This is a genomic window from Paenibacillus sp. N3/727, from assembly GCF_022637315.1.
GTDB lineage: Bacteria > Bacillota > Bacilli > Paenibacillales > Paenibacillaceae > Paenibacillus_AQ > Paenibacillus_AQ uliginis.
The window spans coordinates 2,813,879-2,834,623 of sequence record NZ_CP093336.1; the positions used below are offsets into that span (position 1 = coordinate 2,813,879).

General features: G+C 45.6%; 22 protein-coding genes. 20 read left to right on the forward strand and 2 right to left on the reverse strand.

Features of this window, described 5'->3' with window-relative positions; genetic code table 11:
• Nucleotides 1-31 precede the first annotated feature (31 nt).
• From MNQ98_RS12805 to MNQ98_RS12820, 4 genes are all read left to right on the forward strand, one after another.
• Entirely contained in the window at nt 32-1,285 is a 1,254-nt protein-coding gene (locus MNQ98_RS12805) for a methionine gamma-lyase family protein (protein WP_241933507.1), read from the forward strand.
• An 81-nt stretch (nt 1,286-1,366) separates the two neighbouring features.
• Nucleotides 1,367-1,777: a MerR family transcriptional regulator gene (locus MNQ98_RS12810; protein WP_208914257.1), complete on the forward strand. Its 411-nt coding sequence runs from the start codon at nt 1,367-1,369 to the stop codon at nt 1,775-1,777.
• 29 nt (nt 1,778-1,806) lie between these two features.
• Entirely contained in the window at nt 1,807-3,135 is a 1,329-nt protein-coding gene (glnA, locus tag MNQ98_RS12815) for a type I glutamate--ammonia ligase (RefSeq protein ID WP_241933508.1), read from the forward strand.
• A 58-nt stretch (nt 3,136-3,193) separates the two neighbouring features.
• Nucleotides 3,194-3,514 (forward strand): DUF3139 domain-containing protein, encoded by a 321-nt coding sequence (locus MNQ98_RS12820; RefSeq protein WP_241933509.1) that lies wholly within the window; start codon nt 3,194-3,196, stop codon nt 3,512-3,514.
• A gap of 111 nt (nt 3,515-3,625) precedes the next feature.
• Here MNQ98_RS12820 and lexA read toward each other — a convergent pair whose 3' ends face one another.
• Entirely contained in the window at nt 3,626-4,252 is a 627-nt protein-coding gene (lexA, locus tag MNQ98_RS12825) for a transcriptional repressor LexA (protein WP_208914253.1), read from the reverse strand.
• A gap of 176 nt (nt 4,253-4,428) precedes the next feature.
• Between lexA and MNQ98_RS12830 the strand changes: the two genes are divergently transcribed.
• The 5 genes from MNQ98_RS12830 to MNQ98_RS12850 all read left to right on the forward strand — a co-directional run bounded on the left by MNQ98_RS12830 (nt 4,429) and on the right by MNQ98_RS12850 (nt 7,232).
• A complete protein-coding gene (locus MNQ98_RS12830; protein ID WP_241933510.1) occupies nt 4,429-4,800 on the forward strand; it encodes a LysM peptidoglycan-binding domain-containing protein in 372 nt (123 codons plus the stop codon).
• A 156-nt stretch (nt 4,801-4,956) separates the two neighbouring features.
• Entirely contained in the window at nt 4,957-5,157 is a 201-nt protein-coding gene (locus MNQ98_RS12835; protein ID WP_208914251.1) for a DUF896 domain-containing protein, read from the forward strand.
• Nucleotides 5,158-5,220: 63 nt separating this feature from the next.
• On the forward strand, nt 5,221-5,745 hold the full coding sequence (locus MNQ98_RS12840; protein WP_241933511.1) for a hypothetical protein: 525 nt from the start codon (nt 5,221-5,223) through the stop codon (nt 5,743-5,745).
• 46 nt (nt 5,746-5,791) lie between these two features.
• Nucleotides 5,792-6,583, forward strand: coding sequence for an HAD family hydrolase (locus tag MNQ98_RS12845; RefSeq protein ID WP_241933512.1), 792 nt, complete (start codon nt 5,792-5,794; stop codon nt 6,581-6,583).
• 241 nt (nt 6,584-6,824) lie between these two features.
• Nucleotides 6,825-7,232 (forward strand): FixH family protein, encoded by a 408-nt coding sequence (locus tag MNQ98_RS12850; protein WP_241933513.1) that lies wholly within the window; start codon nt 6,825-6,827, stop codon nt 7,230-7,232.
• Nucleotides 7,233-7,458: 226 nt separating this feature from the next.
• Here MNQ98_RS12850 and MNQ98_RS12855 read toward each other — a convergent pair whose 3' ends face one another.
• On the reverse strand, nt 7,459-7,995 hold the full coding sequence (locus MNQ98_RS12855) for a cupin domain-containing protein (protein WP_241933514.1): 537 nt from the start codon (nt 7,993-7,995) through the stop codon (nt 7,459-7,461).
• A gap of 178 nt (nt 7,996-8,173) precedes the next feature.
• On the opposite strand from MNQ98_RS12855, the gene metH reads away from it, so the two are divergent.
• From metH to MNQ98_RS12910, 11 genes are all read left to right on the forward strand, one after another.
• Complete coding sequence (gene metH, locus MNQ98_RS12860) at nt 8,174-11,614, forward strand: methionine synthase (protein ID WP_241933515.1); 3,441 nt, start codon at nt 8,174-8,176, stop codon at nt 11,612-11,614.
• A 93-nt stretch (nt 11,615-11,707) separates the two neighbouring features.
• Nucleotides 11,708-12,631 (forward strand): ribonuclease Z, encoded by a 924-nt coding sequence (rnz, locus tag MNQ98_RS12865; protein WP_241933516.1) that lies wholly within the window; start codon nt 11,708-11,710, stop codon nt 12,629-12,631.
• 354 nt (nt 12,632-12,985) lie between these two features.
• A complete protein-coding gene (locus MNQ98_RS12870; RefSeq protein WP_241933517.1) occupies nt 12,986-13,774 on the forward strand; it encodes a TIGR01457 family HAD-type hydrolase in 789 nt (262 codons plus the stop codon).
• Between the two features lie 50 nt (nt 13,775-13,824).
• On the forward strand, nt 13,825-14,643 hold the full coding sequence (mutM, locus tag MNQ98_RS12875) for a DNA-formamidopyrimidine glycosylase (protein ID WP_241933518.1): 819 nt from the start codon (nt 13,825-13,827) through the stop codon (nt 14,641-14,643).
• Complete coding sequence (locus MNQ98_RS12880) at nt 14,633-15,481, forward strand: deoxyribonuclease IV (RefSeq protein ID WP_241933519.1); 849 nt, start codon at nt 14,633-14,635, stop codon at nt 15,479-15,481. Before mutM ends, MNQ98_RS12880 begins: the two co-directional genes overlap by 11 nt.
• Nucleotides 15,482-15,499: 18 nt before the next feature.
• Complete coding sequence (locus MNQ98_RS12885) at nt 15,500-15,838, forward strand: cyclic-phosphate processing receiver domain-containing protein (RefSeq protein ID WP_241933520.1); 339 nt, start codon at nt 15,500-15,502, stop codon at nt 15,836-15,838.
• Complete coding sequence (locus MNQ98_RS12890; protein ID WP_241933521.1) at nt 15,835-16,182, forward strand: thioredoxin family protein; 348 nt, start codon at nt 15,835-15,837, stop codon at nt 16,180-16,182. The genes MNQ98_RS12885 and MNQ98_RS12890 overlap by 4 nt, the downstream gene beginning before the upstream one ends.
• A complete protein-coding gene (locus tag MNQ98_RS12895) occupies nt 16,179-16,952 on the forward strand; it encodes an ABC transporter ATP-binding protein (protein ID WP_241933522.1) in 774 nt (257 codons plus the stop codon). Before MNQ98_RS12890 ends, MNQ98_RS12895 begins: the two co-directional genes overlap by 4 nt.
• A 5-nt stretch (nt 16,953-16,957) precedes the next feature.
• Nucleotides 16,958-18,019: a 23S rRNA (cytidine(2498)-2'-O)-methyltransferase RlmM gene (locus MNQ98_RS12900; RefSeq protein WP_241933523.1), complete on the forward strand. Its 1,062-nt coding sequence runs from the start codon at nt 16,958-16,960 to the stop codon at nt 18,017-18,019.
• Nucleotides 18,020-18,193: 174 nt separating this feature from the next.
• The gene (locus tag MNQ98_RS12905; RefSeq protein WP_241933524.1) at nt 18,194-19,651 is read left to right on the forward strand and encodes a serine/threonine protein kinase; all 1,458 of its coding nucleotides are present in this window, start codon (nt 18,194-18,196) and stop codon (nt 19,649-19,651) included.
• 28 nt (nt 19,652-19,679) lie between these two features.
• On the forward strand, nt 19,680-20,696 hold the full coding sequence (locus MNQ98_RS12910; RefSeq protein ID WP_241933525.1) for an SAF domain-containing protein: 1,017 nt from the start codon (nt 19,680-19,682) through the stop codon (nt 20,694-20,696).
• The last annotated feature ends 49 nt before the right edge of the window (nt 20,697-20,745 follow it).

The window sequence follows — 20,745 nt, forward strand, 5'->3', positions numbered from 1 at the left end:
TATGAGAGAGACAGAGGAGAGACCGTACGAAATGGCTAGATTTTCGAAAGACATCGAAGAATTAAGTGGTTTGGCAGAACAAAAGATCGTAGAGAGTTTACGAGAGATTGACCGCATTGTTGACCGGAACCAGTGGAAGGTCATTGAAGCGTTTCAGCGGAGCAAAGTAAGCGACTTTCACTTCGCCGGTTCGACTGGTTATGCATACAACGACCGCGGGCGGGAAGTGCTGGATGAAGTTTATGCTGACATATTCAGGGCCGAATCGGCCCTGGTACGTCCTCATTTTGCTTCCGGGACGCATACGATATCCACAGCTTTGTTTGGCGTTTTGCGCCCGGGAGATGAATTACTATACATAACGGGGCGTCCTTACGACACGCTCCACAAGGTTATTGGGGAAGAGGGAGACGGTACGGGTTCGCTGAAGGATTTTGGTATCGGCTACCGTGAAGTTAGTCTGCTTGAAGACGGGGGAATTGATTGGGACGGAGTAAGTAAAGCTATAAACTCCGCAACCAAGGTGATCGGGATTCAGCGTTCACGCGGTTATGATTGGCGTTCCTCCTTTACAGTGGAAGAAATCGGTGTGATGGTGGACAAGGTTAAAGCTATCAAGCAGGACGTTATCGTGTTCGTAGATAACTGTTACGGAGAGTTCACAGAGGAGCATGAACCGACAGAGGTTGGCGTGGATTTGATGGCAGGTTCGCTCATAAAAAATCCCGGTGGCGGGTTAGCGGAAACCGGTGGTTATATTTGCGGTAAAGAGAAATATGTAGATCAAGCTGCATACCGATTGACAGCGCCAGGTATCGGCCGTGAAGTAGGTGCCATGTTGGGAACTACACGCGGGATTTACCAAGGATTGTTTCTTGCACCGAATACAGTAGGACAAGCCGTGAAGGGAAGCATATTTGCGGCTGCTATCTTCGAAGAGGTCGGTTTCGTGACCAAGCCAGCTTGGAATGAGAAGAGAACCGATTTGATTCAGGCGGTTTCTTTCTCCGGTCCGGAACATTTGATTGCTTTTGTTCAGGGAATCCAGCGGGCAGCTGCAGTAGACAGCCATGTGGTACCCGAACCATGGGATATGCCTGGTTATGAGCATCCCGTAATTATGGCGGCTGGAACGTTTATTCAGGGCGGAAGTCTGGAATTGTCGGCCGATGCGCCTATCCGTGAGCCTTACATCGGATATATGCAAGGCGGTTTGACCTATTCCCATGTTAAGTATGGAGTGCTAATGGCACTGCAAACGATGAAAGAACGGAATTTGTTGTGAGATTTCCTAACATAGGGTTGACACATAAAAGTAGGAAATATACAATGGAACAGAAAAGATCACTTGGAAGGTTGATGAGTTATGGGTGATGAGATCCGGAGAAATATGGCTTTATTTCCAATTGGTATTGTCATGAAGCTCACCGATTTGTCCGCAAGGCAAATTCGTTACTACGAGCAGCATAGTTTGATCGTACCTGCGCGGACGTCAGGCAATCAACGGCTGTTTTCTTTTAACGATGTAGAACGTCTTCTGGAGATTAAAGCATTGATTGAGAAGGGCGTTAATATTGCGGGAATCAAACAGGTGATGAATCCGGTAACGAAGGAATCGGAAGAGGCGACCGTTATTACACCTGACACCGAGAATAGACGCAGGGAAATGTCGGAATCGCAGCTCCGCCGCCTGTTAAAACAGGAATTGATTACGGCTAAAAGACCGGGTCAAGTGTCTTTGATTCAAGGAGAGTTGTCCCGTTTTTTTAATAAATAAACAGATCTTTTGTGAGGGAGAGGATAGAGTTGAGTTATTCGAAAGAAGATATTCTGCGCATTGCCAAGGAAGAAAACGTTAGGTTTATCCGCTTGCAGTTTACCGATTTGCTGGGAACGATTAAGAACGTGGAAATTCCAGTTAGTCAGCTGCCTAAAGCTCTAGATAACAAAATGATGTTTGACGGCTCTTCTATCGAAGGTTATGTACGGATCGAAGAATCGGATATGTATCTTTATCCAGACCTTGACACCTGGGTAATTTTCCCTTGGGTTTCCCAAGACCGTGTAGCTCGTCTGATCTGTGATGTTTACATGCCTGACGGCAATCCGTTTGCAGGTGATCCACGCGGCATTTTGAAGAGATGTCTGAAAGAAGCGGAAGAAATGGGATTTACGTCTATGAATGTCGGTCCTGAGCCGGAATTTTTCCTGTTCAAGACAGACGAAAAAGGCAACCCAACAATGGAACTTAATGACCAAGGCGGATATTTCGATCTGGCTCCTACGGACCTTGGTGAGAACTGCCGCCGCGATATCGTGCTTACACTGGAAGAAATGGGCTTTGAAATTGAAGCATCCCACCATGAAGTTGCTCCTGGACAGCACGAGATCGATTTTAAATATGCGAATGCTATTAAAGCAGCTGATCAGATCCAAACTTTCAAGCTCGTTGTTAAAACGATTGCTCGTCAGCACGGTTTGATCGCTACATTTATGCCTAAACCATTGTTCGGCGTGAACGGTTCTGGTATGCACTGCAACATGTCGCTCTTTAATGGTAAAGAGAATATGTTCGTAGATGAAAGTGATGAGTTGGGTCTTAGCGCGACCGCACGCCACTTTATGGCTGGTGAGCTTAAGCACGCGCGTGCTTATGCGGCCATTACCAATCCTACCGTAAACTCCTATAAGCGTCTCGTTCCAGGCTATGAAGCTCCTTGTTATGTAGCATGGTCTGCGAGCAATCGCAGCCCGATGATCCGTATTCCAGCTTCCCGTGGTCTAAGCACCCGTGTGGAAGTTCGTAACCCGGATCCGGCTGCCAACCCTTACCTGGCTTTGGCTGTTATGCTTAAAGCGGGTCTTGACGGAATCAAGCGCAAGCTTACATTGCCAGCTCCGATCGACCGTAACATTTATGTGATGTCTGAAGAAGAGCGTATCGAGGAAGGCATTCCTAGCCTGCCAGCAAACCTGAAGGAAGCTGTGAATGAAATGCTCCGCAACGAAGTCATCTGTGATGCACTTGGCGATCACGCCTTGGCTCACTTCTTCGAACTGAAAGAAATCGAATGGGATATGTACAGAACGCAAGTACATCAATGGGAACGCGATCAATATATGACTCTGTACTAATAGCTGAAACCCTTGGCGCTCTGGGCGCCGGGGGTTTTTGTTTGTAGGGGGAACTTATATGAAGAAAATCGCATGGTTCTTTGCAATTTTTGTCATTCTTTTAATTCTTGGGTATATTTTATTACAGTCGAAGTTAAATAAGCTTGAGGATGATTTACATTCCTACCTTATGAATGATAAAAACTACAATGAAGAGGATATTGTTAGTATAAGAGCACGTTTTAGCAAAATGCCTCGATTTCCTGTATACGTTATATTTGAGGACGAGCTGCATGTTACGTATGTATACACCGATAGAAATGTTGGACAATGGGTCCAAATAGGACCGAGTGATATTGATATCGAAAATGGGAGTTATAAACACGAAGATCGTGATTAAGAAAAACGAACGAAGACCCTACCAGCTATAGAAATACAGATGAAGATGTAAAAAAAGGTTACCGCTTGTCCAAGACAAGACGGTAACCTTTAATTTGTATTGAGATAAAGGCTAGTGGATATCTCTAAAAACGCCGACAACTTTACCAAGTATGGTGACATGGTTTAAGCGAAGAGGCTCATATGTCGGATTCTCCGGTTGGAGACGGATGTGGTCTTTCTCTTTATAAAAAGTTTTCACAGTGGCTTCATCTTCCTCGGTCATAGCTACGACAATGTCGCCGTTGTCAGCGGTCTGCTGCTGACGGACGATCACATAATCTCCATTATGAATACCAGCTTCAACCATACTGTCACCCATTACGGTTAACATGAATACTTTGTTGTCCCCTACAAAATGTTGCGGTAGAGGGAAATAGTCTTCAATGTTCTCTGTAGCAGTGATAGGAACACCGGCAGTAACTTTACCGACGACAGGAACTCTGGAGATGGTGTGTGTGAATAAATTACTGTTCTCCGATTCTTCTTGCCCGAGCAGCTCAATGGCTCTTGGCTTCGTAGGGTCACGACGGATTAAGCCTTTCTTCTCCAAACGGTCCAGATGACCATGTACTGTTGAACTGGAAGCCAGTCCGACAGCCTCACCGATTTCTCGTACGGAAGGCGGGTAGCCCTTGCTCCGAACTTCGTTGCGGATAAATTCCAATATCGCCTGCTGGCGGCTGGATATCTTCGACATTCCGTATCAACCCCATTTAGTAACGTTTGGGAAAATTATAACATAGAACTTCCGTTCGCACAAACATAAGTTCTAAAAAACAAATAGAACAACCGTTCGTAAAAAGTATTGAATCAAACAAGTGTTCGTGTTATATTTAAATCCATAAGAGAACACTTGTTTGGGGGATGATGATTATGTTGAGATACACTACATACCGCAGTATTTATGAAGGACAGTTTCAGGAAGAGACACATAGCCAGGCTTCTCTATGGAATCGTACGGTGGAGCTTATCAAGTCACGTGGGGCAGGTAAATTGATGCTCATACTGCTGATTGTTGTTTTAGGATGTACTGGTGCATTTTCTGTTTTTGCCGGGGGATTGGAGGAACCGACAGCGGAGAAGAATATTATTGTGCAGCCTGGTGACTCGCTCTGGAGTATTGCAGCGGCTCATAAACCGAAGAAGATGGACACGAGGGTATACATCAGTTCAATTAGGGAAGTTAACGAGTTGAAAGGACCGGATATTCAGGCAGGAGATGTGTTGTCGTTGCCTCTATGGTGAAAGATATGATACACCGATACGGAATTCATGATCTGTTAAAATAATGGTATAATATAAAGAAGAGCACATATGCGAGCTTGGTAAGGAGAGGTTTCCTTGACAAGCTCTTTTTGACATGTCAAAGTTAAGAATGAATTTTTTATTGGAGGCGAAGGTATGGATATCGATGCTTTAATAGAACGTATAAACGTTCTGGCGAGAAAAAACAAAAATGAAGGGTTGACGGAGGAGGAACAAAAAGAACGTTCTGAGCTTCGTGAAGTCTATCTTAATAATCTTCGGAGAAACTTCCGACAGCAGTTGGATTCAATCGAATGGGTAGATGAAGAGAAAGACGGTCCTGGTTTGAAACATTAAACGTTTTCCGCTTGTCTGCTCAAGAGATCTATAATATGAAGTTTAGCGAAGAGGGGGAGACTCATGTCTCGTTCATGGGAAAGAAAAGTTAGCAAGAATATGTCTCAACTTAACAAGCAGCGCAAGAAGCAGGGACAAGCAATACTTGGAACGACGAACACATCAACCAGTGACGGAGATGTATTCAAAGGACGTAAATACGTTCTGCCAATCATTTTGCTTGCACTGGCTGTTCTTTATGCGCTGCTCGGGTTGGCTACAGTTGATGCGGGAGCAGGCAGTAAGACAATGAACTACATCGGAGTCAGTTTGTACATTTTGTTGGCTTTAATGATTTTTTTGCGGAAACCATACTTGAAAGTAGGACGCAGCACAGTATCTACCTTTAAGTTTAACCGTGAACGTAAGCTGACGGCATCGGAAATATCCAAAATCAGAATTTTGCAAGGTTCTGTTGTCATCGAGAATAAAGCTCGTGGCGGAAATTGGGTGTTCTCGCGTTTGATTAACCGTTATGATACAAAAGCGATGGGGGAAAGACTGGAGCAATTTGCGAAAATCAATAATATCCCAGTAGAGCACGAATAATGGATTTGCCTGCTATTTTAGAGGGCATGTAAAGGGAGATGGAGAGATGCCGGCAACTGCGGTACTGTTTGACCTGGATGATACGCTATTGTGGGATGAAAGAAGTGTAGAGGAAGCATTTGAGGTAACTTGTCAGGCTGGGGCGGAAAGCACCGGAATTGATGCAACCGCTCTGCTCACAGCAGTTCGAAGCGAAGCGCGCTCTTTGTACGAATCCTATGACACCTTTACATTTACGAAATTGATCGGCATTAACCCATTTGAAGGCTTGTGGGCGAACTTTACAGCAGGTGATCAGCCGGAGTTCCGCCGTCTTCAGGAGCTCGCTCCTGTTTATCGTAAAGAATCATGGCGCAGAGGGCTGAAGTCTCTAGGAGTAGAGAATAATGAACTGGCAGAAGAGCTAGCAGAACGGTTTGCTGCTGAACGAAGAAAGCGTCCGTATGTGTATGATGAAACGTTTGATGTGCTGAAAGAGCTGCAGAATACTGTGAAGCTGTTGCTTTTAACGAATGGCAGTCCTGATTTGCAACAGGAAAAGTTGGATGGAGTTCCAGAACTGGCACCTTATTTTAATCACATCGTCATTTCGGGTGATTTTGGAAAAGGTAAACCGGATGCATCTATTTTCACCCATGCTCTTGGTTTGCTGGGGGTTGAACCGGAGAATGCTGTGATGGTAGGGGATAAGCTGACTACCGACATTAAGGGTGGAAACGCTGCGGGACTGACAACCGTATGGATCAACCGGACGGACCGTACTAAAGATTCCTCCATTGTACCGGACTATGAAATTCAGAGTTTGTCAGAGCTTCATGACATATTGTCTTCTTTGTAATTTTGGTCAGTTCATAAAACATAACAAGCTTAAAAGACAAGAGCAAGCCGGACGTCTCACATATTGATGTGGAGGTTACCGGCTTTTTTCTTGTTTATTTTTTGTGACAAATGTCACAGAATTGTAAGTGAATGAACATGTTAGACCGTTTAAATAGATGTATAATGATGGAACAATTGAAGAATTAGGAAAAAAATATAAAAAAGGTATTACATATGATTTCGAAAAGTAGGTGGATATCGTGAAAAAGAAAAGATACGCTTTGATTTCCGCTATGATTATGGTGGCAATCGCCTTGGCAGCATGCAGTGATAGCAAAGCAGACAAGAATGAGGAGCTAATGATGATGGATCCGATCATAGTGGACCTGACTCTGAATGCCGAAACGGCTGCTGTCGGGGAGAAAGTGATGATCCAAGCGAAGGTGACCCAATCTGGTGAGCCTGTCGAGGATGCAAACCTTGTTGAATTTGAAATCACACGTGAAGGTGGAGGTATGCAGGCAAAAGTACCGGTAGAGCATTCACAAGGTGGAAGTTACGAGCTGGAGAAGACGTTTAAGGAACCGGGGACTTACCGGATTGTATCACACGTAACTGCACGTGGACAGCACTCTATGCCGATGAAAGAGCTTAAAGTAACTGAATAGGTTAAAGCGTGACCGAAAAAAACAGGCTGCCCAAGAATTCATCCTTGGGTGGCCTACTTGGTTTTGTAGCTCGACACTTCATTTTACCAATGAGAGGTTTCTATTTTGTCAATGTTTATAAGCGGTCAAGCACGTAGCGTCTTAGTACAGGCAAAGGGGCGTCCCAGGTCAATGGACCTTTTAAGACACCCCCACAGTTTATATACAAGTAAATGATACAATTGCTTTATTGAAAACCTGGGTCAGCAACGGGATGGGCTACCCATCCATTCTCTTCAACAAAAAGACGTACAGCAATAATTTGACGATTGTCCATCAAGGTGAAGAAATGTGGTGTATTTTCCGGTACGGAAATAACATCACCTGGTTCAAGTTCAACATTGAAGTAGCCGACGTCATCGGCACCTTTAATAATGAAAATACCTTTACCACCTACGATTGCACGGATTTCATCCTCAGAATGCGTGTGAATTTCCTCAAACTTATTCAACAGCTCTTCCAGATTAGGCGTCGACTCGGATAGAGTGATGACATCCCAAATTTTATATCCACGGCGGGAGGCCAAATCACGGATTTCTGCATCATAAATACCGAGAATGCGTTTTTTCTCCTCATCGGTCAAGGCAAAGTTTGTCTGCAAGTCTTCCGGCAGCTTTTCAATGTTCCAATGCTCATAAATAACTTCTTGTTTGTTCAAAAAATCCCGAACATTATCCACTCCGGTGATCCGCTCGTTCGTGTTACGAATAACGATTTCTGCCATATCCTATCCCTCTTTCTCCACTTGGATTAATAAGTATTATAGCCTCGCCACGGTTATTTGTCATTAGAAAAATATCAATTAAGGCTGAAACGGCGCACATTTCCTCAGATCTCGTTCTTTTCTATTGAAAAATATTCTGTTACACTAAGATTTAACGTTTTGCGGGGAGGGGTAAACATTGAGCAAACCTAGCTTACAAGAAGTACTAAAAGAACGAATATTAATCCTTGATGGCGCTATGGGCACCATGATACAGCAGGAGGACCTCTCACCGCAGGATTTCGGCGGAGACGACTTGGACGGCTGCAACGAAATGCTGGTGTTAAATCGCCCGGATGTCATTCAATCCATTCACGAACTATATCTGGAAGCGGGCGCAGATCTGATTGAAACCAACACGTTTGGTGCAACCGCGGTCGTATTGGCTGATTATGATGTACCTCAGCTTGCCCGAGAGATCAATTTGGAGGCGGCTCGTCTGGCGCTCGCCGCCGTTGCAAAATATTCAACTCCCGAGAAACCTCGTTATGTAGTTGGGGCAATGGGGCCAACTACGAAAACACTGTCGGTTACCGGAGGAGTTACGTTTCAAGAGTTAGTTGAAAGTTACGAAGAACAGGCTATTGCATTAATAGAAGGCGGCGTTGATGCCTTATTGCTAGAAACGTCACAAGATACACTTAACGTGAAGGCCGGAACGATTGGCATACGACAAGCGTTTGATAAGTCAGGCATTCAGCTACCAATCATGGTTTCGGGTACAATTGAGCCAATGGGTACGACTCTGGCCGGTCAGAACATTGAAGCTTTTTACATATCATTAGAACATATCGAACCGATATCGATCGGTTTGAACTGCGCTACAGGACCGGAATTTATGAGGGACCATATTCGCTCCTTGTCAGATATGTCTAAAGCGGCGGTAAGCTGCTACCCGAATGCAGGTTTGCCTGATGAGAATGGACATTACCATGAGTCTCCGGATTCTTTGGCTCAAAAGATGGGCGCTTTTGCGGAAAAAGGATGGCTTAACATCGCCGGAGGCTGCTGCGGAACTACGCCGGATCATATCCGTGCTTTGTCTAATACTATGAGTCAGTATCCACCTCGTCAGCTTAACGGGTCTCACTTACCTGCATTATCAGGTATTGATCCGGTCTATATCGAGCAGGAGAACCGGCCGTACATGGTTGGAGAACGGACAAATGTCCTGGGTTCCCGTAAATTTAAGCGTCTTATTGTTGAAGGGAAATACGAAGAAGCATCCGAAATTGCCCGCGCTCAAGTCAAAAATGGGGCCCATGTGATCGATATTTGCGTCCAAGATCCGGACCGTGAAGAACAAGATGACATGATTAAATTTCTGGAGCTTGTAGTTAAAAAGGTTAAGGTACCACTAATGGTGGACACTACAGATCCTGAAGTCATTGATCTAGCACTCAGCTATTCGCAAGGTAAAGCGATAATTAACTCCATTAACCTTGAAGATGGTGAAGAAAAGTTCGAAAAGGTAACTCCGTTGGTTCATAAATACGGGGCGGCTGTAGTCGTTGGTACAATTGACGAGAGCGGACAGGCTATTCATCGCAATGATAAGCTTAATGTTGCTCGCCGTTCGTATGATCTACTTGTTAATAAGTATGGCATCAAGCCGGAGGATATCATTTTTGATACCTTGGTGTTTCCGGTCGGCACAGGTGATGAGCAGTATATCGGATCAGCACAGGAAACGATTGAAGGGATACGCCTCATAAAAAAAGCGATGCCTGAATGCCATACGATCCTTGGGATCAGTAATGTTTCTTTCGGTCTTCCTGAAGCCGGGAGAGAAGTGCTCAATTCCGTATTTTTGTATGAGTGCACAAAAGCGGGACTTGATTACGCCATTGTTAATACAGAGAAGCTGGAGCGTTACGCATCGATACCTGAAGAGGAGCGTCGTCTGGCTGAAGATCTGATCTACCGTACCAATGATTCGACGCTTGCAGCCTTTGTGGCAGCGTTCCGGAACAAGAAGGTAGAGAAGAAAGAAAAAATATCAAACTTAAGTCTAGAAGATCGCCTGGCTACCTATGTTGTGGAAGGCACCAAAGAAGGTCTCATCCCGGATTTGAACGAGGCATTGAAGAAGTATAGTGCACTTGAAGTCATTAACGGACCGCTTATGGCAGGGATGACGGAAGTTGGCCGGTTGTTTAACAACAATGAGCTGATTGTGGCTGAGGTTTTGCAGAGCGCAGAAGTAATGAAAGCTTCCGTAGCTCATTTAGAACAATTTATGGAGAAGAACGAAACGTCGGTTAAAGGCAAAATTATGCTTGCGACTGTAAAAGGTGACGTTCACGATATTGGTAAAAACCTCGTCGAAATCATCCTGGGTAACAATGGTTACGACATCATCAATTTGGGTATAAAAGTACCACCGGAGCAAATCATTGAGGCTTACCGTCGTGAAAAGCCCGATGCAATCGGTTTATCCGGCCTTCTGGTGAAGTCCGCCCAACAGATGGTTTTGACGGCACAGGATTTGAAAACAGCCGGTATCAGTGTGCCAATTATGGTTGGCGGTGCGGCACTGACACGCAAATTCACGAGAACACGAATCCGGCCTGAGTATGAAGGTATGGTTCTGTATGCCAAAGATGCTATGGATGGATTGGATATTGCCAACAAGCTCAGTGACCCAGTTCAACGGAAGGAAATTGAAGATCATATTAACGCGGAACGGGAAGCCGACTTCTCTGAAGCACAAGTAGAAAAACACTTGCCCGAACAAACACGGGTTAAACGGTCAAAAATATCTTCCGAAGCACCGGTGTACATTCCACCGGATATGGAGCGGCATGTCATTCGTAACTATCCAATATCTCATATACTACCTTATATCAATATGCAGATGCTTCTTGGACACCATTTAGGTCTGCGCGGTTCCGTAGAACAACTACTGCAAGCTCAGGATCTAAAAGCCGTTTCCCTAAAAGCAACGGTAGATGATATATTACAAGAAGCTACTCAAGACGGAATCATTCAAGCCCATGCGATGTATCGCTTCTTCCCGGCACAGTCGGAGGGTGATGATATTCTGATCTATGATCCGGAGGATAAGGCAACAGTTATTCACCGGTTCAGCTTTCCGAGGCAGCAGGTGGAACCATATCTCTGTTTGTCCGATTTCTTGAGATCGGTCGAAAGCGGGGTCATGGATTATGTTGGCTTCCTGGTCGTAACGGCTGGGCACGGAGTAGGCAAGCTTTCCGCAGAATGGAAAGACAAGGGAGACTATTTACGTTCTCATGCGCTGCAGTCTGTTGCTCTTGAGACCGCTGAGGCGCTTGCTGAACGTGTCCATCATATGATGCGGGATTCATGGGGATTTCCGGATCCAGAAGATATGACCATGAAGAGACGGCTCGGAGCAAGGTATCAAGGAATTCGGGTATCCTTCGGTTATCCAGCTTGTCCGGATCTGGAGGATCAGGAGCCTCTGTTTAAACTGATGAAACCGGAAGACATGGGGGTTCACCTTACCGAAGGCTTTATGATGGAACCTGAAGCCTCTGTTTCAGCAATGGTATTTAGCCACCCGGAAGCAAAATATTTTAATGTGGATAAAGCATAAACAACAATTTGGATGCGGGTGTAGACTTACTGGAAATCCTCCGATATTTTCGGGGGATTTCTCGGTTTACACACCTGGAAGGGGAGAAGAGGCATGGAACTCTATTTTTTAGGGACGAACGCAGGGGTTCCGACACTGCAACGGAACGTTACCTCCATTGCACTAAGGCTGCTGGAGGAACGGCGTAGTATGTGGTTGTTTGATTGTGGAGAAGGGACGCAGCATCAGATTCTCCGATCCTCGCTGAAAATGACAAGACTTGAGAAAATATTTATTACCCATCTGCATGGTGATCATATTTTCGGATTGCCAGGTCTTTTATCCAGTCGCAGCGCTCAGGGAGCCACCTCGCCAGTTACCATTTATGGACCAAAGGGAATTAAAGCCTATATTGAAACATCACTGGATATCAGTCAATCGCGGGTTAATTATTCTCTGGAAGTCGTTGAGCACAGTGGTGGAGTGTTGTTTGAAGATAGCGGATTCCGTGTGGAATCTGCACTGCTTGAACATCGGGCCGAGAGCTATGGTTACCGGATTGTGGAGAAGGACCGTCCCGGTAACCTGGATTTGAAACGATTGGAGACTTATGGACTGAAGCCAGGGCCGTTATACGGCCAGCTTAAGCGTGGAGAAAGTGTGCAGACCCCTGGCGGCCAAGTGGTACATGCGGCAGATGTGCTGCTCGCTCCCAAAAAGGGACGAGTTGTAACCATTCTTGGAGATACCCGCCCATGTGCCAATATTGTACCTCTTGCCAAGGATTCTGATCTTTTGGTTCATGAGGCGACTTTTATGCACGAACTCCAGGATATTGCCAATGAGTACTATCACAGCACCGCTCTACAGGCTGCAGAAGCGGCATCTGAAGCGGGTGTGAAGGAACTGATGCTTACGCATTTTAGTTCTCGTTATAAGGATATCGAGCATTTGCAGCCCCTGCTTGATGAGGCAAAACAAGTATTTCCCAATACAAGATTAGCGGAGGATTTCGGGCTTTATCCTGTTCAGAGATGAGGAAATAAACTGAATTATTTTCCGGGAAAGCGCAGGAAATGACAAGGTCTTCTCACGAAATCTACTGCTTGGACAACCTTCGATCCCATTCGACCAACAGCGGGTCAAAAGTACGGCGATGTGGTCATGTTATGACGTTCCTGGTAACGTATGTGGTTGCAGGGTATGGTCCCATCTTTTACAATGAGACATAGTGGTAACCGCAACATCATTGTTACATTACATATTGGATAAAAGGTTGAAGGATGATCGTCTAAGTAGGTTTTTATAAGTTGAATGTCAATGTTCCAGAAAGTTAATTAATCATGTTAATAGTAAACCCAATAAACAAAGACAGACAAAGAAGGTGTTATCGTGGAACAAGTGAAAGGATTGCTGCTCGACCTCGATGGAACGTTATATCATGGAAAGAACATGATTGAAGGTGCGGATGCTCTAATACAGCAGCTTCGTGAAAAAAAGGTGCCATACCTATTTGTAACAAATAATTCTTCCCGAACCCCGGAACAAGTAGCTGAACATCTCATCGGGATGGGAATCCCGGCATCTCCAGAGGAAGTCTGTACTTCATCCTTGGCTGCTGCACATTATATAGCTCATGAATCACCTGGCGCAAAAGTGGCGATTCTGGGAGAAGAGGGACTAGAGCGAGCGCTCACAGATGCTGGCTTAAGCATAACGGATGAACAGCCTCAATATGTAGTTCAAGGGATCGATCGTTCATTCAACTACGTCTCATTAGCTAAAGCCGTTCAATGGATTCATGAAGGTGCGGCCTCCGTGCTTACGAATCCGGATTTACTTCTGCCATCAGATACAGGATTAACACCAGGTGCAGGTTCTCTGGGTGCTGCTATTGAAGCTGCTTCCGGGGTGAAGCCTGTTGTGATTGGAAAGCCCTCATCGATTCTGATGAAATATGCGACAGACCGGCTGGGGCTTTCTCCATCCGAAACCGCCATGGTCGGTGATAATCTGAGAACAGATATAGCTGCCGGTGCAAATGCCGGATGCAGAACGGTACTAGTAATGACCGGTATCACGACCAATGATAATATGGAAGCCCACATAACTGCTGCCGGTGTCCGTCCCGATTATATTTGCCAAGACCTATACGAAGCAGCGAAACTGCTATGTAATTGACGGAGTAGACATGACAATTATGATGTGTGACACGAAGGGGTAGATGAATCATGCCGGAACTTCCGGAGATGGAAAATTACAGGAAAATGCTATCAGCTAGTATCCTGAACATTCCGATTAGCAATGTGATTGTAAATCGGGAAAAATCAATCAATGTACCTCCAGCGGAATTTTCAGCCAGCCTAATGGGTTCCAAAGTAATTTTTGTGGAGAGAAGAGGAAAATACCTCATTTTTCATCTGAACAATGGACGTCGTTTGCTTCTGCATCTTATGCTTGGTGGACTGTTGTATATGACCCGTGGCGATGAAGAACGCCCTTCCCGGACAACTCAGATCGAAATATCTTTTGGTGATAAGGTGTTGTATTTTATCGGACTTCGTCTAGGGTATCTTCATCAGCTGTCAGCAAAAGAAACAGAGGAAGCGTTAAGTCAGCTTGGACCGGAACTTCTTGATCGAAGAATGACTAAGGAACGCTTTGTCAGTCTCATGAAGAAACGCCGCGGCGCCCTCAAAAGTCTGCTTGTTAACCAGCAAGCGTCAGCGGGTATCGGCAACTGCTATGCAGACGAAATCGCTTTTCACGCGAAAATTCATCCAGCTTCCAAGGTTCAAAATCTGACCAATGAAACTCTGGAACAGCTTTATGAGAGTATACATCATGTCCTGAAAGAAGCAACTGAAGGCGGAGGGTATATGGAAATGCCCTTTACCGAAGATGATGATTTGACTGGCAATTACGCTGATCAATGCAAGTTATATGACCGTGAGGGTGAGCCTTGTGTCCGCTGCGGTACAACGATCGTCAAAACAGAGATAACTGGACGCAAGGTGTTCTTATGTCCAAATTGTCAGCATGAAATGTAACATCCGCATTGGAAGTCATGTTAGCACGCGTGGAGGTTTCTTGGGAGCAGCCCGTCATATTGATCAGCTCGGAGGTAAGGCATTTCAATATTTCCCGAAAAATCCTCGTAGTCTGCACATAAAAACACCTGATTTCAAAGACGCCCTGGCCTGTGCAGAATACTGTAGGGAGCACGATCTTGTGTCTGTTGCGCACACTCCGTATCCAAGCAATATGGCTGTCGGTCTAAGCAGAGGAGAGGAGCACTATCGTCTTACGGTTGAATCTCTTATGAATGATTTAATTATTGCTGAAGGTTGCGGATCGCTGGGAATCGTTGTTCATTTTGGACATTTGAAAGGCGAAAATGTTCTTCAAGGATATCAGCATATTATCCGGTGTATGAATGATGTCCTATCCAAGTGGACGGGCAGGGCCAAGCTGCTGATCGAGAATCAGGCTGGCGATCACGGAGACATGGGCATGACACTGGAAGAATCGGTAAAGGTCAGAGAATTGGCTGATGAACCTCACAAAATCGGTTTTTGTATGGATACCTGTCATCTGTTTGCAGCCGGACAGTGGAACATTAATGACACAGAGAGGCTGCTTCAAAAAGGCACTGAACTGGGTTACTGGGATCAACTGGCCGCTGTGCATTTAAACGATTCTAAATACGGAGCAGGGTCGAGAAGAGATAGGCATGAGCGCGTCGGACGCGGTATGATAGGTACAGAAGCACTTCAGGCACTGGTACGATCACCGGAGTTGGGCGGCAAAGCGTTTATTTTGGAAAGTGAACAGGGAGAGGACGGGACGCATCGTGAGGATATTGCGCAGGTGTTGTCCTGGATTTGAACAAGGAGAGGATTGAACATGATTCATCTGTATCTGGATGATTGGCGCGCTTGCCCGAAGGGCTTTGCCCTTGCGCGCAATGGAGAAGAGTGTCTTATGATGTTGCGGGAATGCGAAGTGGACATTTTATCACTCGATTTTGAGCTTGGCCCGGATCAGATGACTGGTGGAGATGTCGTCGCTGCTATGGTTGTTGAAAAGCTCCATCCCCGTCAAATTTATTTGCACACCTCCAGTTCATGGGGAAGAAGAAAAATGTATGAGATGCTTTACGATAATATGCCTGCTAGTGTTACTGTGCATAACGGCCCTATGCCTGATGAAGTCTTACGAAAAGTGGCCGAGTCCTCCTCATGATTTCTGTAACGGAGCGTGAGTTGATCGAGCGTCTTGCATGGCAGGAACGTTTGGTTCAGCGGGATAAGAAAACTTCCCCGGTAATCGTATTTCTATATACTCCGTTGTGCGGCACTTGCGGGGCGGCCCGCAAAATGCTGGACGTCACGGAACAGCTTCTGCCGGAAGGAACTCTATTGGAAGCGGACGTCAATTTTTTGCCAGTGCTGGTGCAGCAGTATCAAATACGAAGTGTTCCTGCTCTACTTGCCATTTCAGGAACGCCTGACAAGCCTCCTCAAGTGCTTTACCGTATGGGGTCTGTTCAGGATATTTTAAACTTTGTTAGGGGTGTGATGTTATGATTTCACTTCAAAATATTTTCCTCCGAAGAGGAGATGAGCAGATCCTGAAAGATGTGTCCCTTGAAATGGGTTCGGGGGAGAACTGGGTCATACTTGGACGGAATGGTTCCGGTAAAACGACACTGCTCGAGATGATGACAGGTTATCTGTTTCCGAGCAGTGGTCGTGTGGAAGTTTTGGGTAATGTCTATGGACGCAGTGATGTCCGGGAAGTACGGAAAGAAATTGGTTATATTAGTCAATCCCTCATGGAGAAGCTGTCACTCAGTGACCCGGTATGGGAAGTCGTTGCTACTGGCGCCTTCGCTTTTTTACGTTTTTACCAGACCATTCCTGAGGATGTAAAGGAAAAAGCGCTGAAGATGCTCGAGGAAATGAATTTCAGTCATTTGGCGGAGCATCCGCTTGGCACTTTGTCTCAGGGAGAGCGCAAGAAGGTCATGCTGGCCCGATCTTTGATGGCCAATCCGAAGCTGCTCATCTTGGATGAGCCTTGTGCTGGACTAGATTTGTATGAACGTGAAAAAATGCTGCTGGAGATTGACCGTTTAAGACAAAGAAATGTAGCAGTTGTCTATGTAACTCATCATATTGAGGAAATCGTACCTCTTTTTACTCATGTTGCATTGATTAAAGACGGCCAATTGGCTGGATCAGGACGTAAAGAAGAAGTATTAAATAAAGAGCTTATAAAACGGACTTATGATATTGATGTCGATCTGGAATGGGACGGAGGACGTCCTTGGATCAAAGTAATTTCTGGAGGGTAATCCACTTGGATGAACAAAACGCAGTAAATGAGCAAGTTAATGAACAGCACTCAGCAAAGTTAATATGTACCGCTAATCATGGTTTCGCGCCTTATGCGCAGGAAGAACTTCGCCGCCTGTTTGGCAGCTTGAAGAGCACGATGCTTATTCCGGGGGAAGTCTTTATAGTTACGCTGGCAACGACGATACAAGAGGCTACAGAACGCATTTTGGAGAAGGCCCCCATCTTTTTGCGGCATATATTCCCGGTTGTTATGGAAATCCCGGGAGCTGACAAAGATCAAGCTTTCGAGCAGGCTGTATCTTATTTACTGAAGAGGGAGTACCTTGAAGGAAGTCGTGTGTCTGTGCAGGTAAGAAAAGCGGAGGGCAGTAGCTGGACTGAAAACCCTGGCGCATTGCGTGATCAGCTACAGGAGAAGCTAGCTCCTTTGGAGACGGAATTCACGGTACAGGATCCAGAATGGGTGATTTCTCTATTTGCAGCAAAAGACACCTGGTATCTAGGTGTATCACAACCTGACCGTAATTTATCCGACTGGAATGGTGGTGCTATACGATTTCAGCGTGAGGAAGGTCAAATTTCACGTGCCAAGTTCAAACTGCTCGAAGCCGAGAAACAGTTCGGCATTCCTTTCGATTCCTTCCGTAATGCGTTGGACATTGGGGCAGCGCCTGGCGGCTGGAGCAGTTTTTTGCTGGAAAGAGGACTTCAGGTTACTGCAGTGGATCCGGCGAAAATGCATGAATCTTTGATACATCATCCAAACCTGAGAATTGTTAATAAGAATGCCTCCGAGGTTAAATTTAAGGAAGCTCAGTTTGATCTGCTCGTCTGTGATATGAGTTGGAGCCCGAAACAGATGGCCAGATTGGTAACGGATTTGTTCTACAGTCTAGCTCCGGGTGGCACAGCGGTGGTTACGGTTAAGCTTCTGACTAAAAAACCGATGGCTCTTGTTCATGATATCATGGATATTTTTGAACAATCCCGGATGCAGATTCAGGGAGCAAAACAGCTGTTTCATAACCGGGATGAAATAACTCTATATATGATTAAGTACTAAAATTTATAAATCTCTTTACAAATGGTTTAAATATGATCTATAATGATTCCAAAATTAACCAACGGCTTGATAGGGAAAGCATCCCGCAGGATCAACACGGTTTTACCGTGATGGTCCGGCGGGGTGCTTTCTTTTTTTACGGCCACTGATATCGAAAGAGGGGGAAACGATGCAATGCACCATCCTTCGAAAATGGAGCGTGGAATGATACTTGGGGAGCGTTACCGGATCGAACGGAAGCTCGGTGAGGGTGGAATGAGTTGTGTGTACCTCGCTGAAGACTTGAAGCTGCCAGGGAAGAAATGGGCGGTTAAAGAAAGCGTAACTCAACCGGGTATGTTTCAGACGGTGCAGGCGGAAGCCGAACTGCTGACCACGTTAAGCCATGCCCGTCTGCCGCGGATCGTGGATTTTTTCCAGCCCGACGAGGCTGGTTATACCTATATGGTTATGGATTATATTCATGGAATGACTCTCGATAAATATTTGCGAGGCTATAAGGGACATCTGACCACTGATTTCATCCATCAGCTTGCTCACCAGCTGCTTGAAGTGCTTGGCTATCTTCATTCCCATCAGCCTCCCGTCGTTTTCAGGGACCTTAAGCCATCTAATATTATGCTGACGGAGGAAATGGAAGTTAGGCTCATTGACTTTGGTATTGCCCGAAGTTACAAGCAGGAACGGAATGAGGATACGGTTAAGCTCGGTACGGTCGGGTTTGCGGCGCCAGAACAGTATGGTGGTGGTCAAAGCGATGCTAGATCGGATCTGTACGGACTGGGTGCGCTCTTTCTTTTTCTTACAACGGGAGGCAAATATAGTGAATGGTTTACAGGTGTAGAGCAGCATATTCGGAGAGATATTTCCAAGGCGATGCTCCCCGTCATGCGTAAGCTTCTTCAGCATCAGCCGGAATTACGATACCAGTCAGCTGAAGAGGTGGCCCAGGCGCTCAGACCTGAAGGAACTGATCAACGATCAACGTCTAAGGCAAGAGCGGCGGGTACACTGGTGACTGCTGTACTAGGAACCTCACCAGGGGTAGGTACGACACATAGCTGTATAACTATCGGACATTTTTTAGCTCGAAGGTATAGCAAAGTGGCACTTGTTGAAATGGGGACGGGACGAACGGCCTTTACACGTATACAGGAAATAGCTGAAGGCTCGTCTACAGGGTCTGACCGCAAGTTTTCAATTAATGGTATTGACTACTGGCGCCAAACATCAAGGGGAGATGTCATCTCTGTGCTAGCAGGCGGTTATGATGCGGTAGTGCTAGATCTGGGAACTTATCGTGATAATGAACGACTCGAAGAGTTTCTGCGGGCGGATGTTCCGATCATTATTGGTTCAGCTGCCGAGTGGCGTCAGCACGATGTATTAACTTTGGCTCGAATGCTGGCACGCCATGATCAGCTAAACCGGGTTTACGCTTTGCCACTTGCTTCTTCTAGCGCCGTCCATCAGCTTCGCAAATCACTTGGTGGCAGTAAAGTTGTAGCCATTCCGCTTCATAGAGATCCATTTGAGATGTCATTGGAGGCAGAGAAGGCTATGGAAATCATTTATGAAGGATTCTTACCGAATAAAGAGCGCAAGAAAAGATTCCGTTTTGCATGGGGGTAATCCCTGTACTTGAAAGGAGAATGAACAAATGCCAATCATTACACGGCGCAGCAAAAAAATGCTGTATGCCGGACTTGCTGGAGCTGGATTCATGGGTGTTGTTCTGGCAGGGGGATTTTATTTTATCCAAAGTGACAATGTCAATCGTCATGAGGATGAAACACGGAAATATCAGCTGAGGATTGAGGCATTGGAAGAGGCACAGATCGGTGACCTGAAATCGATGAGGACGGCTTGGGTTCCGCGCGAGGACATTCCGGCAGGGCACTTTATTGATAGTAAAGATTTGCAAGAAATCCGTTTGCCATTAGAAGCCTCCCCCGATAATCTTCCGACTAGAAAAGAAGATGTTGCTGGGAAGGGCGTGAAGATTGAGCTTCGGAAGGGAACGCCGATTACACTTGGAATGCTGTTTGAAGAAGAAGTCACTCCCCGAGATTTACGGAACCGGGAAATGAAGTCGATATGGCTACCCAGCAATTTGAGACAAGATAATGTGGTGGATATCCGGATTCAGTTTCCGACGGGTCAGGATTATATCATTTTGGCAAAGAAGCGGATTGACAAGCTATCGAATCCAGCCTTTTGGACAACCTTAAGCGAGCAAGAAATCTTATTGTTCTCCAGCGCTATGGTTGATGCTTATATCCATAAAGCTTCTATTTACGCCCTCACCTATGTTGAACCGGAAATGCAGGAAAAGGCGGTTCCGAATTACCCTCCTAATCAGGAAGTTATTCAGTTGATCAAGAGTGATCCGAATATTGTCCAGAGAGCGGAACAACAGCTCGAGACTTCCGTACGTACCGCATTGGATCGGGATCTGAGCAAAGTGAGTCCAAATGAGCCAATACCATTCGTAAGACAGGACGAAAGTTCTTATAACCAGGGTACACAAGATTTCGACACATGGACTTCTGGAAACTACACTGCAAGTAACACAGATGATTCGCTAACAACTTCACCATCCTCGGCGACTGAGGAGACAGGTGCAGATGAAAGAAAGGACCGTTCAGATGAAATGAAGGATATTTTAGGAAAATAGAATCAAGCTGAAGAAAATGTTAGCAGTATACAGCAAAAAGACGATATGG

Excerpts from the sequence above, each read along its gene's own strand:
- MNQ98_RS12805 (WP_241933507.1), top strand. The coding sequence starts at position 32 with ATGGCTAGATTTTCGAAAGACATCGAAGAATTAAGTGGTTTGGCAGAA.
- MNQ98_RS12810 (WP_208914257.1), top strand. The coding sequence starts at position 1,367 with ATGGGTGATGAGATCCGGAGAAATATGGCTTTATTTCCAATTGGTATT.
- MNQ98_RS12820 (WP_241933509.1), top strand. The coding sequence starts at position 3,194 with ATGAAGAAAATCGCATGGTTCTTTGCAATTTTTGTCATTCTTTTAATT.
- lexA (WP_208914253.1), bottom strand. The coding sequence starts at position 4,252 with ATGTCGAAGATATCCAGCCGCCAGCAGGCGATATTGGAATTTATCCGC.
- MNQ98_RS12830 (WP_241933510.1), top strand. The coding sequence starts at position 4,429 with ATGTTGAGATACACTACATACCGCAGTATTTATGAAGGACAGTTTCAG.
- MNQ98_RS12835 (WP_208914251.1), top strand. The coding sequence starts at position 4,957 with ATGGATATCGATGCTTTAATAGAACGTATAAACGTTCTGGCGAGAAAA.
- MNQ98_RS12840 (WP_241933511.1), top strand. The coding sequence starts at position 5,221 with ATGTCTCGTTCATGGGAAAGAAAAGTTAGCAAGAATATGTCTCAACTT.
- MNQ98_RS12845 (WP_241933512.1), top strand. The coding sequence starts at position 5,792 with ATGCCGGCAACTGCGGTACTGTTTGACCTGGATGATACGCTATTGTGG.
- MNQ98_RS12855 (WP_241933514.1), bottom strand. The coding sequence starts at position 7,995 with ATGGCAGAAATCGTTATTCGTAACACGAACGAGCGGATCACCGGAGTG.
- rnz (WP_241933516.1), top strand. The coding sequence starts at position 11,708 with ATGGAACTCTATTTTTTAGGGACGAACGCAGGGGTTCCGACACTGCAA.
- mutM (WP_241933518.1), top strand. The coding sequence starts at position 13,825 with ATGCCGGAACTTCCGGAGATGGAAAATTACAGGAAAATGCTATCAGCT.
- MNQ98_RS12880 (WP_241933519.1), top strand. The coding sequence starts at position 14,633 with ATGAAATGTAACATCCGCATTGGAAGTCATGTTAGCACGCGTGGAGGT.
- MNQ98_RS12885 (WP_241933520.1), top strand. The coding sequence starts at position 15,500 with ATGATTCATCTGTATCTGGATGATTGGCGCGCTTGCCCGAAGGGCTTT.
- MNQ98_RS12890 (WP_241933521.1), top strand. The coding sequence starts at position 15,835 with ATGATTTCTGTAACGGAGCGTGAGTTGATCGAGCGTCTTGCATGGCAG.
- MNQ98_RS12895 (WP_241933522.1), top strand. The coding sequence starts at position 16,179 with ATGATTTCACTTCAAAATATTTTCCTCCGAAGAGGAGATGAGCAGATC.
- MNQ98_RS12905 (WP_241933524.1), top strand. The coding sequence starts at position 18,194 with ATGCACCATCCTTCGAAAATGGAGCGTGGAATGATACTTGGGGAGCGT.
- MNQ98_RS12910 (WP_241933525.1), top strand. The coding sequence starts at position 19,680 with ATGCCAATCATTACACGGCGCAGCAAAAAAATGCTGTATGCCGGACTT.